General features: G+C 63.3%; 11 protein-coding genes. 3 read left to right on the top strand and 8 right to left on the bottom strand.

Features of this window, described 5'->3' with window-relative positions:
• On the top strand, nt 1–1342 hold a 1342-nt coding region (locus tag FY112_RS21995; protein ID WP_151519275.1), incomplete at its 5' end, for an ATP-binding protein.
• Here FY112_RS21995 and FY112_RS21990 read toward each other — a convergent pair.
• Together FY112_RS21990 and FY112_RS21985 are read right to left on the bottom strand one after the other, a co-directional pair.
• Nucleotides 1327–2253: a dihydrodipicolinate synthase family protein gene (locus FY112_RS21990; RefSeq protein ID WP_151519274.1), complete on the bottom strand. Its 927-nt coding sequence runs from the start codon at nt 2251–2253 to the stop codon at nt 1327–1329. The two genes, FY112_RS21995 and FY112_RS21990, sit on opposite strands and share 16 nt — an antisense overlap.
• 21 nt (nt 2254–2274) lie before the next feature.
• On the bottom strand, nt 2275–2889 hold the full coding sequence (locus FY112_RS21985; RefSeq protein WP_151519273.1) for a LysE family translocator: 615 nt from the start codon (nt 2887–2889) through the stop codon (nt 2275–2277).
• Between the two features lie 153 nt (nt 2890–3042).
• On the opposite strand from FY112_RS21985, the gene FY112_RS21980 reads away from it, so the two are divergent.
• Nucleotides 3043–4551, top strand: coding sequence for a PLP-dependent aminotransferase family protein (locus tag FY112_RS21980; protein ID WP_179040008.1), 1509 nt, complete (start codon nt 3043–3045; stop codon nt 4549–4551).
• Here FY112_RS21980 and miaA read toward each other — a convergent pair.
• On the bottom strand, nt 4548–5444 hold the full coding sequence (gene miaA, locus FY112_RS21975) for a tRNA (adenosine(37)-N6)-dimethylallyltransferase MiaA (RefSeq protein ID WP_131719133.1): 897 nt from the start codon (nt 5442–5444) through the stop codon (nt 4548–4550). The genes FY112_RS21980 and miaA overlap by 4 nt on opposite strands.
• On the opposite strand from miaA, the gene serB reads away from it, so the two are divergent.
• The gene (gene serB / locus FY112_RS21970) at nt 5443–6333 is read left to right on the top strand and encodes a phosphoserine phosphatase SerB (protein WP_131719134.1); all 891 of its coding nucleotides are present in this window, start codon (nt 5443–5445) and stop codon (nt 6331–6333) included. The two genes, miaA and serB, sit on opposite strands and share 2 nt — an antisense overlap.
• A gap of 335 nt (nt 6334–6668) precedes the next feature.
• Here serB and FY112_RS21965 read toward each other — a convergent pair whose 3' ends face one another.
• The 5 genes from FY112_RS21965 to FY112_RS21945 all read right to left on the bottom strand — a co-directional run bounded on the left by FY112_RS21965 (nt 6669) and on the right by FY112_RS21945 (nt 12124).
• Nucleotides 6669–8399: a Do family serine endopeptidase gene (locus tag FY112_RS21965; protein WP_017961248.1), complete on the bottom strand. Its 1731-nt coding sequence runs from the start codon at nt 8397–8399 to the stop codon at nt 6669–6671.
• Nucleotides 8400–8600: 201 nt separating this feature from the next.
• Nucleotides 8601–9563 carry a protease modulator HflC gene (locus FY112_RS21960; protein ID WP_017961249.1) on the bottom strand — a complete coding sequence of 321 codons (963 nt, stop codon included), beginning with the start codon at nt 9561–9563 and terminating at the stop codon, nt 8601–8603.
• 3 nt (nt 9564–9566) lie between these two features.
• On the bottom strand, nt 9567–10649 hold the full coding sequence (gene hflK / locus FY112_RS21955) for an FtsH protease activity modulator HflK (RefSeq protein WP_017961250.1): 1083 nt from the start codon (nt 10647–10649) through the stop codon (nt 9567–9569).
• Between the two features lie 148 nt (nt 10650–10797).
• Nucleotides 10798–11316: a dihydrofolate reductase gene (locus FY112_RS21950; protein ID WP_017961251.1), complete on the bottom strand. Its 519-nt coding sequence runs from the start codon at nt 11314–11316 to the stop codon at nt 10798–10800.
• Nucleotides 11317–11329: 13 nt separating this feature from the next.
• Nucleotides 11330–12124: a thymidylate synthase gene (locus FY112_RS21945; protein WP_026158765.1), complete on the bottom strand. Its 795-nt coding sequence runs from the start codon at nt 12122–12124 to the stop codon at nt 11330–11332.
• Between the last annotated feature and the right edge of the window lie 79 nt (nt 12125–12203).

The raw sequence follows: 12203 nt of genomic DNA, 5'->3' as shown, positions 1-12203 counted from the left end.
GATGCGACTGGAGGAATTCGCCGAAGTCGTCTTTCGCGGCCGCCCGCCGGTGCCCGAAGAGCTCGACATGCTGCGCGATATCCTGCCGGAAGCCAAGCGCGCCTTCCGCGGCAGCGACAATTCGCTGGTCCGCCGCACGACGGAAAAGAGCTCGATCACCGCCGATACGCCGGTTCCCTACCGCATGGCCGATCTGCTGGCGCTGATCGACGAGCGCATCGGCCGCCTGGAAGGCCGCTCGGAAAAGCCCTTCCTGCGGTCGCTGAAGATGCGCCTCATCGCTGCGATCAACGATCCGCGCTATCACTTCATGTTCTCCAACAACACGATCAGCGACACGATCACCGAAACCATCGCGCAGATCTTCCGCATCCCCGGCGAGAACCGGCCGATCTGCACCTTCCAGCTTGCCGGCATCCCCTCGGAGGTCGTCAATTCGGTCGCCTCCGTACTCTGCCGCATGGCCTTCGAGGTGGCGCTGTGGAGCGACGGCGCCATCCACATGCTCGTCGTCTGCGAGGAAGCCCACCGCTATATCCCCTCCGATCCGAGCCTCGGCTTCGTGCCGACGCGCCAAGCGATCGCCCGCATCGCCAAGGAAGGCCGCAAATACGGCGTCTCGCTCGGCATCATCACCCAGCGGCCGGGCGAGCTCGACCAGACGATCCTGTCGCAGTGCTCGACGCTCTTTGCCATGCGCCTCGCCAACGACCGCGACCAGGAAATCATCCGCTCGGCCATCCCGAACTCGTCGATCTCGACGACCAGCTTCATCTCCTCGATCGGCAACGGCGAGGCAATCGCCTTTGGCGAGGCGATCAGCGTGCCGATGCGTATGCGTTTTTCCCGCGTCGACGAAAACCTCCTGCCGAAGGCGAGCAGCGCCAACAGCAAGCAGAGCGAGGAAGATCCGGATACGGTCGATTTGCGCAAGATCGTCACCCGCATGCGGGCGGTGACCGTCGGACCCGACATTTCGAATTTCCAGCAGAATTATGCCGCGTCCGTGGCAGGTTTCGACGAGACAGACGCAGTCGACGAGGATCTTGACACGAAGCCATACACGCCGCCCGCCTCTTCCGCCGCGCCGCCCGCCTCCGCGCCGCTTGAATCCTACCGCCGCGAACTGCTGCCGCAGACGCCGCGGCTGGACCCGGCCGCGCCGCCGGCGATCGATCCCCGGCTGGACGCGCTCCGCCGCGAGATGCGCCGCGACGAGCCGGTCTTTCCCCGGCCGATACCGCCGGCGGACCAGCCCGCGGTCTCCCGCCGCGAACCCGGCACGTCGCTGCGTGAAAGCATCCTCAAGAAACCGCTGAGCAGCCTCTACAACAAGGATTGAGGCTTCAGCTCGCTCTCCAGGGCGATCAGAGGCTCGACGGCCTCGAGCACACGCTGCCGATCCATCGGCCGGAGCGGCAAGAGAGGGCGTGGGAGCTCTGCCCTGGCGAGTGAGAGAAGGTCGAGCAGCGTATAGACCACGCGAAGGCTTCCGAACTCTTTGAACGTTTTCCAGAGCGGCTGGAGGAGACCATCGAGCCGATGCGCCTCGCCGCCCTCGCCTGCAATCGCCGCCTTGCTCAGGGCAAGGGCGACGTTCGGAAGCAAGCCGCCGATGACGCTATACCAGGCGTCGGCACCTGAAAGCATCGCTTCGGCTGCACCCCAGTCGCCGCTGTAGCCGACTGCGAGGTTGGTCTTCTCTCGCAATGCCGCCAGCTCGCCTGCGAAATCACCGTCAACAGGCAGAGGCATCTTCACGGCCCTGATCGTCTCGATATCGGATAGGCGCTGCAGAAGATCCGGGCTGAAGGTGAAGTGGGTCGTGCCGGGATTGTTGTAGATACAAAGCGGCAGCTTCGCCGCCTCGGCGACCGCCAGGAAATGCTCGTAGGCTTCGTCCTGGGTCAACGGCGTGTAGGACACCGGCGCAAGCAAAAGAGCGTCTGCACCGGCGGCCTCGGCATCCCTCGCCATGCTCCCGGCATGGTCTGTCCTCAGAGCACCGACACCGACGACGAGGGGAATACGACCACGAACGCACTCGACCGCAGCCTCGACGGCTCGCCGTCGCTCCTCGCGTGTGAGAAAGGCATAGATCCCGGTGCCGCCGAGAAGGCCTATCGAAGCCACGTCTGCATCACACAGGCGTTCCAGCAGGCGGCCGAGGGCTTCCGTGTCGACCCGGCCATCCCTATCGGCGGGCGTGGGCGGAAAGGCCGAAAGACCATGAAATGGAGAAGCGATAGACATGATGCGATCCTGAAAATCCGGTCAATGTGAGAACAGAAGGCGCGATCCGGCGCCCGCGAAGAAGACGGCAAGACTGCCCTCGATCCACCGCCGCGCACGGGCGTAGCCGCGCGCCATCGGTGCCGTGGAGAAGAGCACGGCATAGCCGGCAAATATCGAGATCCCCAAGAGCACGCAGCCGCCGAAGGCGGTGACGGCCATCTGCGGCGAAGCGCCCGGCTTGAGGCCGAGCGACATGATCGCCACCCAGGCCAGAACCGACTTCGGATTGCCGAGATGCATCAGAACGCCGCGACGATAGAGCACGCCGAGTTGCGCGGCAGGCCGCACGGCCTCGGTTGCCGGCCTGTCCGGGGCGGCGGCCGAGCGGGCCGCCCTCCAGGCGAGCCAGAGAAGGTACAGCCCGCCTGCGATCTTGAGCAATAGCAGCGCATGGGCATAGCGGACCAGGATTGTCGAGATGCCGGTGACCGCGATCAGCCCCCAACATGTCGACATCGTTATGACCCCAGCGGCAAGGGAGAGCGCCGGTCGTCGCCCCTGCCGCATCGCCACGTTCATGATCGCCATATTGCTTGGTCCGGGACTGCCTGCAGCGATTGCATAGGCGGTGTAGACGACGAGAAGATCCTGCATTTACCTGCTTCCAGAAGTTTGCGCCCGTGCGCGCCGCGACGACCCCCAAGACGAGAATGCGTCATTAAGGAGCCGCCGATCCACTTCCTTTTCCTCGAAAATTGGTTCACCATGAAGCGCCATTTTCGAACAATCTCTATGGACCATTTCGCGATGTCCAAACGGCGCAGCACCATCGAAATCCCATCGCTCAACGCGATCAATCGAACGGCCAGTGTCGGTCGCCAGCTTGCGCAGTCCCTGCGGAACGCAATCGCCCGCGGTGAGCTGAGGTCGGGGGAACGCCTTCCTTCTACGCGTAGCCTTGCGGCTTCGCTGAAGATCGCACGCGGCACTGTCGTCGAGGTGTTCGATCAGTTGACCGCCGAAGGCTATCTCGAAGCGCGGGTCGGAGCAGGAACCCGTGTTGCCGCCGATCTGATGGACACCACGCCCGCGCCCCCGCCTGCGCCGGCAGCGGCAACTACCGCGGATGGTACCGATCTGCCTTCCCAGGCTGCCCGGCTGATTGCCATCGCCCGGGCGCTCACCCCGCACCCGCCCGTTCCCTTCGCCATCGCCGTCCCGGCTTGTGGCATTGCGCCCGACGACAACTGGCGCCGTCTCGGCAACCGCGTGCGCGCGTCGCGACAGGCAGCACCTTCGGGTTACCACGACCCCATGGGCTTGCTCGAACTCAGGCTTGCCATTGCCGGCCATGTCCGCCGCGCGCGGGCCGTCCATTGCGAGCCGGAACAGGTCATCGTCACATCAGGCACCCAGCAAGGCCTCTATATGGCGGGCCGAGTGCTTCTCTCGCGTGACGATCCGGTATGGGCTGAGGACCCGGCCTATCCAGGCCTGACGGCGGTGCTCGACGATCTCGGCGTCCGGACGCACCGCCTGCCGGTCGATGCACAGGGAATGAACGTGGAACGCGGCCTCGAGCTATGTCCGCAGGCGCGCGCCGCATTCGTCACCCCTTCGCACCAATATCCGATCGGGATGCCGCTCAGCATGGCCCGGCGCAATTCCTTGATCGCCTGGGCCGACCAAAATCGCGCCTGGATCGTCGAGGACGATTACGACAGCGAGCTGCGTTATGCCGGGCACCCGTTTCCCTCAATGCAGGGGTTGCGGCCGTCACGTGTCATCTATCTCGGCACGTTCAGCAAGGTGCTCTTTCCTTCCCTGCGCCTCGGCTACGTCATCGCCCCTCCTCCGCTCGCAGAAGCCTTTGCCGGCGCCCGCGCCATTCTCGACCGGCATTCGCCGATCGCCGAACAGCACGTTCTGGCGGCCTATATGCGGGAAGGTTATTTCGAAGCGCATATCCGGCGCATCCGCGGCCTCTATGCCGAACGCCGCGCTGTTCTGCTCTCGGCGCTCGAACGGGCCTTGCCAGTGGGATGCCGCGTCCAGGAGAGCGACCAGGGCATGCATATTCTTCTATGGCTGCCCGAAGAGGTCGACGACGTACAGCTCGCCGCCCGTGCCCTGTCGGCCGGCCTCGCCGTGCGTGCGATCTCCCCGATGTATGCCGCCCAGCCGGCCCGCGCCGGCCTGATGCTGGGCTTCGGCGGATTTCTGCCGGACCAGCTGCAGGCGGCGGTCGGTGAACTCGTCAAACTGCTGAGCCAGCAGATGTCTCAAGCGGGAGGCCCGCAACAAGCTGAAGCCTAAACCGTCAGCCGTTCCCAGCTGTCGTCCATCTGGTTGCGGAACCATGTCATTTGCCGCTTGGCATATTGCCGCGTCGCCGCAGCACCCTTCTCCAGCACCTCGTCGCGCGTCATCTCGCCCCTGACCATCGCCGTAATCTGCGACACGCCGATTGCCTTCATCACAGGTGCCTCGGCCGGCAGGTCGAGCGCAAGCAGCGCCCTCACCTCGTCTTCCGCGCCTTGCTGCAGCATCTTTTCGAAACGCCCGTTGATGCGCTGGTGCAGCACTGCTCTGTCCGGCAGCACGACGATCTTGCGGGCCTGGGCGGCGTCGATGACCATCGGTCCCGACCGGCCCTGGAAATCGGCGATCGACCGCCCCGTCGCCTTTACCACCTCCAGCGCCCGGACGATACGCTGTCCGTCCTGGCGGTTCAGGCTTGCCGCCATGGCGGGGTCGGCCTCGGCGAGTTCGATATAGAGCCCGTCCGGTCCCTCCTCCAGCAGCCGCGTCCTGAGTTTCTCCCGCAACACCTCCGGTATCTCGGGCATATCGGAGAGACCGCCGGTCAGCGCCTTGAAATAAAGTCCCGTGCCGCCGACGAAGACCGGCAGCCGTCCTGCGTCCCTGAGCCCCGGTAATAGTCCCGAGACATCCCGCAGCCAGGCGCCGGTCGAATAGGCCGCAGCCGCCGGCACATGACCGTAGAGATGATGCGGCACGCCCTGCATCTCCTCCTTCGACGGTCGTGCCGTCAGCACCCGCAGCGTGTCATAGACCTGCATGCTGTCGGCGTTGACAACCGCGCCGTCATGGCGTTTGGCCAATTCGACGGCGAGCGCGGACTTGCCGCTGGCGGTCGGCCCGGTTATCAGGATCGCGTTCACTGTGCTCAGAAGGTTTTCCATCATGGCCCTCGTTGCCACGCTTGTTGCCAATCCGTCAAATCCCGTGCTGACCCCGGAAATCGCCGAACGGGCGGCCGAGGCCGTGAACGCTTCCGGTCTCTACTGGCTGGCCGATGGCGTTGCCTGCGACATCGCGCTGCGCGACGGCACCGATAGGCAAGCGGCCGAGGCCAATATCCTTGCCGTCATATCAAGCGCGCCCATCGACCTCGTTATCCAGGAGCAGGAGACCCGCCGCAAGAAGCTGCTGATCGCCGATATGGATTCGACGATGATCGCCCAGGAATGCATCGATGAACTCGCCGCTGAAGTCGGCCTGAAGGAGAAGGTGGCCACCATCACTGCTCGCGCCATGAACGGCGAGATCGCTTTCGAGCCCGCCCTGCGTGAGCGTGTCGCCCTGCTGAAGGGGCTGCCGATATCGGTCGTCGACGAGGTCATCGCCAAGCGCATCACGCTCACCCCGGGCGGCCTGGAACTGATCGCCACCATGAAGTCGAAAGGCCATTACACCGCGCTTGTCTCCGGCGGTTTCACGGTTTTCACCAGCCGCATCGCCGCCACCCTCGGCTTCGACGAGAACCGTGCCAACATGCTGCTCGAAGACGGAGGCATTCTCTCGGGTTTCGTCGCCGAACCGATCCTCGGCAAGCAGGCGAAAGTCGATGCGCTAAACGAGATTGCGGCAAGCCTCAGCATTTCGCCGGAAGAAGCGATCGCCGTCGGCGACGGCGCCAACGATCTTGGCATGCTGCAGCTAGCCGGCTCCGGCGTCGCCCTCCACGCCAAGCCCACCGTCGCTGCTCAAGCGCGGATTCAAATCAACCACGGCGACCTGACCGCCCTGCTTTATATCCAGGGTTACCGCAAGACGGATTTCGTGACCTCTTGAAGGCGATATCGCGCCAGAAGGAGACATATAGGCAAACGAGGAGAGACGGCACGGCGCTGCTACATGTCTCTTCTCCCCAGCGGGGGTCCGAAGGACGGGTCGAGACCCGCGGCTCGACCCCGGTCGGTGCCGGCAGGCGGTTGAGGGGGTGAGCGGCAAAGCCGCGAATGCGCTGAGCGCAAGCGAAGAGCAATAGAGCAGCAATGAAAGGCGTGCCGGGCGGCCCCCTCATCCGACCCTTCGGGCCACCTTCTCCCCGCTGGGGAGAAGAGGGAGCAAGCCGCGACTGACCCATGCGCCGTCGCTCGTCACTTTACCAGCCTCTGCCCGGCGGCCTATTCCATCGGCACCGCCACGAACCGCAGATCGCCATTCGCCCCTGCGATCATCAGCTGGGCATTGCGGCGGCCTTCCTGTTTCAGCGCCTGCACCTTGGCGGCGACCGCATCCGGCGACTTCATGAACTCCTGCGCCACCTCGACGATGACGTCGCCGGGCTTCAGCCCCTTTTCAGCCGAGGCGGAGCCGGGTGTCACTTCCGTCACGACGACACCATCGACGCTCTCGGCGATGCCGAAGGCCTTGCGCGTCTCAGCGCTCAACAGCGACAGCGACAGCCCGAGCACGTTCTTCGGCGTGGCCGCGTCCGGCGACACCTGGCCCTTATGCTGGTCGGGCGTGCTGGGTACGGGCTGGACTTGATCACCGGTGTCAGGCTGGTCCATGTCGTTGTTCTCACCGGGATCCGGGGTGATGACGCCGTCATCCTGCGAACCATCGGGCGCCGCGTCGTCGGATGCAGCTGCCTGGTCGCTGTCCTCGAGCCGGCCGAGCTTCACCTTGACGGTCTGCTCCTTGCCGTCGCGCAGCACCACGACGTCGACTTCCTTGCCGACCGTGCTTTCCGCCACGACGCGCGGCAGGTCGCGCATCTCGCTGACGGTCTTGCCGTCGAATTTCAAAATGACGTCGCCCGCCTTGATCGAGCCGTCGTCGACGGGGCCGCCCTTGATGACGCCGGCGACCAGCGCGCCCTTTGCGTTGTCGAGCCCGAGGCTGTCGGCGATATCGTCGGTCACCGGCTGAATGCGCACGCCGAGCCAGCCGCGCCGCGTCTCGCCATATTCGCGCAGCTGATCAACGACGCCGGAAGCAAGCTCCGACGGCACCGAGAAGCCGATACCGATCGAGCCGCCGCTCGGCGAAATGATCGCCGTGTTGATGCCGATCACCTCACCCTTCATGTTGAAGAGCGGGCCACCGGAATTGCCCTTGTTGATCGCCGCATCCGTCTGGATGAAATTGTCGTAGGGGCCGGCATTGATGTTGCGGCCACGCCCGGAAATGATGCCCACCGTCACCGAACCGCCGAAGCCGAACGGATTGCCGATCGCCATTACCCAATCACCGATGCGCATCGTGCTGGAATCGCCGAATTTCACGGATTTCAGCGGCGTCTTCGGCTCGACCTTCAGCACCGAAAGATCGGTCTTCGTATCGGTGCCGATCAGCTTCGCCTTGAGCTTCGAACCATTGGCGAAATTGATCTCGATATCGTCGGCGCCCTCGATCACGTGGTTGTTGGTGACGATATAGCCGGTCGGATCGATGACGAAGCCGGAGCCAAGCGAGCTGACATTGTGGTTGCCGCCCTTGTTGCCCTGCTGCTTGTTGAAGAAGTCGTTGAAGAATTCCTGGAAAGGCGAGCCGTCGGGGGCGCGCGGCGCCGGACCCGCGCCCTCATCGTCCTTCACCTTCTGCGAGGTCGAGATGTTGACCACGGCGTCGAGCAGCCCCTCGGCGAGATCGGCGACGGAAGCCGGGCCGGTGTTGGGCACGGCGGCCTGGATCGGAGCGGTCTGCTGCGGTGCGACGGCTGCGGGAGGCGTAGGAGCGGGAGCAGTCGTTTCCGGAGTAGCTGGAGCGGGTGCAATAACCCCGGGTGCGGTCGTCTCAGGCGCGGTTTGCGCATAGGCAATCCCGCTCACGCCGGCTTGCGCCAGGATTGCGGCGCTGGCCATAAGCGCTAGCGTTCGTCTGAAGGGCGAGCGAATCGTGGGGGCCATCAAGCTTCCTCATAAGGGTGCATGCGCACATTGAGCATCAGCATAAGGCGGAATGATGGAGGGTGAAATCACCTTTTCGCGAAATCCCCGTGCAATGTGACGTGGCCTCGCAAAAGCCGGATCGTCTCAATCATTCCACGAAAAAAGGGCCGGCGCTCGGGCCGGCCCTTCCGAAATTGTCGGTGGTCGTTTCGCTGGCTGTCAGTTCGCCGGGACCGGTGCTGCGGGAGTAGTTGCGCCCGGAACTGCCGGAACTGGCGCGGCCGGATTTGTCGGCTGCAGGGTGCCGGCGGCATTGTCGAAATAGCGGAAGAATTCCGAATTCGGCGACAGCACCAGCGTCGTGTCCTGCGACGAGAGAGCGGAGGAATAGGCCGCCATCGAGCGATAGAACTCGAAGAAGGCTGGATCCTTGCTGAAGACTTCGGCAAAGACGCGATTTCGTTCCGCATCGCCCTGGCCTCGAAGGATTTCCGCATCGCGCTGGGCGCCCGCGGTGAACTCGACAACCTGACGGTCGGCGATGGCGCGCCGCCGCTGGCCTTCCTCATTGCCCTCGGCACGGATGCGCTCGGCCTCGGCAAGGCGTTCCGAACGCATGGCGTTATAGGTGTTGGGTGCAACCTCCGGCGAAAGGTCGGTGCGGCGGATGCGAACGTCGTCTATATGCAGGCCGAGATTTTCGGCATCCGTGCGCAGGTCGTCGCGAATCTCCAGCATCATCGCGACACGCTCTTCCGAGAGAGCGGCATTGTAGTCACGCAGACCGTAGACACGACGAAGCGATGAATCGAGCTGCGCTCTCAACCGCGCTTCCGCGGCTTCGCGATCGCCCGAGACCGTTTCGCGGAAGCGGCGAACATCCGAGATGTTATAGATCACGAAGGCATCGACGTCGAAGGTCTGGCCATCCTGGACCTGAACGCGAATATTGTCGAGATCGAGCCTCAGCGCCTGCTTTTCGACCAGCTGAACGCGGTCGGCATCCATGAAGCCGAAGGGCAGCTTGAAATAAATGCCAGGCTCGGTCTTGACCGACTGGATCTGGCCGAAACGGACGACGATGGCCTGCTCGCGTGCATTTACCACGAAGATGGACGAATAAAGCCCGACCAGCACGATGGCGAGGATGATGAGAATGATGGGAAGTCTGTTCGATGTCATGACTCAACCTCCCTGCTGCGCCGGCTTGCCGAGCTCATTGAGCGGCAGATAGGGCAGGACGCCCTGCTTCTCGTCGATAATGACCTTCCGGGAATTCTTCAGCACCTGCTCCATCGTTTCGAGATACAACCGCTTGCGGGTCACGTCGGGCGCCTTGGAATATTCGTCGTTGATCGCCGTGAACCGCTGCGCTTCACCTTCCGCCTCCTTCACGACACGGTCCTTGTAGGCGGCGGCATCTTCACGGATTCTGGCCGCATCGCCTCGCGCCTGGCCGAGCTTCTGGTTCGTGTAGCGATTGGCCTCTTCGATCGTGCTGTCGCGGTCACGGCCGGCACGCTGCACTTCTTCGAAAGCATCGGCGACTTCCCGCGGCGGCGCCACATTCTGGATCGTCACGCCGGTCACGGTCACGCCCGCGCCATAGCGGTTCATCGTGTCCTGCAGGATGTTAAGCACGTCCACTTCGATCGGCTGACGATTGCTGCGGAAGGCGTCCTGCGCCGGACGTCGGCCGACGATCTCACGCATGGCACTGTCGGATACCTGCTGCAGCGTCTCCGCCGGATTTTCGACGTTGAAGAGATAGGCTTTGGGATCGCTGACGGTGTAAAAGACCGCGAACTGCACGTTGATCACGCTTTTGTCGCTGGACAGCATCAGGCCGTTCGAAGACGATGCCGAAGTCGCCCCGATGTTCAGCTGCTGTACGGTCACCTTGACCGTCTCCACTGTTTCCATCGGCCAAAAGTGGAAATGCAGGCCCGGCATGGAAATCTCGTCCTTCGGCGTGCCGAACCGCAGCTCGACGCCGCGTTCGTCCGGCTGCACGACATAAATGCACTGGATCAGCCAGAAGACCGCGACGATCGCCACAACGATCACTGCCACGCCGCCGTTGAAGCCGCCGGGAATGATGTTGCGCAGCTGGTCCTGGCCGCGCCGGATGATATCTTCCAGATCAGGCGGTCCGCCCTTGCCGCCGCCACCGCGCGGCCGGTTCGGCCCCTGTCCCCATGGTCCCTGATTATTACCGCCGCCGCCGCCCCAAGGGCCGCCGCCGCCATTCTGATTGCTCCAGGGCATCAAAACCTCGTTGTTCGTTAAGTCTCCACGCATCCGAAACCGTGGGGGCTGGCCGGCGGACGCGTTGGTGACCGTTATAGGTATCAGCGCATCGGCTTTCAACGCAGCGTGAGAAACTTGGTCAATTTAATTGGAAAATAGTTCATTTTCAGGCGTAACGGCGTTCGTAGACGATGAAACGTGTGGGATAACTGTCCTTTTCGCCGGCCGGAACCGCGATCACCTCCCCCGCCTGCCAGATGTCGGGATCGATCGCGGGAAACGACGCGTCTCCGTCGAGATCGGCCTCGACATGCGTGATGCACATCCGGTCGGCAAGACCGATCGCCTGCGCGTAGACCTGCCCGCCGCCGATAATGCAGATCTCGTCGACGCCGGTTTCGAGCGCCAGCCTGTCGGCCACCGTCATCGCCTCGGACAGCGAATGGGCCATGGAGACATCGGGATGGTCTATCGCCGCTTGCCGCGAAACGACGACGTTCGGCCGTCCCGGCAGTGGCTTGCCGATCGAATCGTAAGTCTTGCGGCCCATCACGACAGGCTTTCCCAATGTCAGCGCCTTGAAGCGCTTCAGATCGCTCGAAAGCCGCCACGGCATATCGCCGTCGCGGCCGATAATGCCGTTGCGGGCAACCGCGGCGATAATGGTCCTGCGAATGTCGGCCATGAAATATCCCGGATCAGACGGCGATCGGCGCCTTGATGCTGGCATCGGCCTCGTAGCCGATCAGCTCGAAATCGTCGAAGGTGAAGCCGAAAATGTCCTTCACATCAGGATTGATGCGCATGAAGGGCAGCGGCTTCGGCCGGCGCGCCAGCTGCAGCTTCGCCTGGTCGAAATGGTTGTGATAGAGATGGGCGTCGCCGAGTGTGTGGACGAAATCGCCGGGCTTCAGCCCGGTCACCTGAGCCACCATCATCGTCAGCAGCGCATAGGAGGCGATGTTGAACGGCACGCCGAGGAAGATATCGGCCGAGCGCTGGTAGAGCTGGCAGGAAAGCTTGCCATCAGCCACATAGAACTGGAACAGGCAATGGCAGGGCGGCAGCGCCATTTCGTCCACTTCGGCCGGATTCCAGGCCGAGACGATGTGGCGGCGCGAATTCGGGTTGTTGACGATGCCTTTGACCAGATTGGCGATCTGGTCGATATGGCCGCCGTCGGGCGCTGGCCAGGAGCGCCATTGGGCGCCGTAGACCGGCCCGAGATCGCCGTTTTCATCGGCCCATTCGTCCCAGATCGAAACGCCATTCTCCTTGAGATAGCGGATGTTCGTCTCGCCCTTCAGGAACCAGAGAAGCTCGTGGATGATCGAGCGCAGATGCAGCTTCTTCGTGGTAAGGACGGGAAAGCCTTCTTCGAGGTCGAAGCGCATCTGGTAGCCGAAGACCGAGCGCGTGCCGGTGCCGGTGCGGTCGCCCCGGTCGGAGCCCTTTTCCATCACATGATTCAAGAGATCGAGATATTGCTTCATGTCGCGCTGATTCCGTTTCGGCCAATTTAAGCCTTCGGAACCGGGAAACCAATCACCGGCGGGCATTTTCCCAATGTTT

The sequence above is a fragment of the Rhizobium sp. PEPV16 genome (assembly GCF_008919455.1).
In the GTDB taxonomy this organism is placed as follows: Bacteria; Pseudomonadota; Alphaproteobacteria; order Rhizobiales; family Rhizobiaceae; genus Rhizobium; species Rhizobium leguminosarum_Q.
The sequence above is the reverse complement of the archived record's forward strand: the minus strand, read 5'-3'. Positions and strand labels throughout refer to the sequence as shown.

Bases quoted from the DNA above. Each gene is read 5' to 3' on its own strand.
- FY112_RS21980 (WP_179040008.1), top strand. From the start codon at position 3,043: ATGTCCAAACGGCGCAGCACCATCGAAATCCCATCGCTCAACGCGATC.
- FY112_RS21965 (WP_017961248.1), bottom strand. From the start codon at position 8,399: ATGGCCCCCACGATTCGCTCGCCCTTCAGACGAACGCTAGCGCTTATG.
- FY112_RS21960 (WP_017961249.1), bottom strand. From the start codon at position 9,563: ATGACATCGAACAGACTTCCCATCATTCTCATCATCCTCGCCATCGTG.
- serB (WP_131719134.1), top strand. From the start codon at position 5,443: ATGGCCCTCGTTGCCACGCTTGTTGCCAATCCGTCAAATCCCGTGCTG.
- FY112_RS21945 (WP_026158765.1), bottom strand. From the start codon at position 12,124: ATGAAGCAATATCTCGATCTCTTGAATCATGTGATGGAAAAGGGCTCC.
- FY112_RS21950 (WP_017961251.1), bottom strand. From the start codon at position 11,316: ATGGCCGACATTCGCAGGACCATTATCGCCGCGGTTGCCCGCAACGGC.
- miaA (WP_131719133.1), bottom strand. From the start codon at position 5,444: ATGATGGAAAACCTTCTGAGCACAGTGAACGCGATCCTGATAACCGGG.
- hflK (WP_017961250.1), bottom strand. From the start codon at position 10,649: ATGCCCTGGAGCAATCAGAATGGCGGCGGCGGCCCTTGGGGCGGCGGC.
- FY112_RS21990 (WP_151519274.1), bottom strand. From the start codon at position 2,253: ATGTCTATCGCTTCTCCATTTCATGGTCTTTCGGCCTTTCCGCCCACG.
- FY112_RS21985 (WP_151519273.1), bottom strand. From the start codon at position 2,889: ATGCAGGATCTTCTCGTCGTCTACACCGCCTATGCAATCGCTGCAGGC.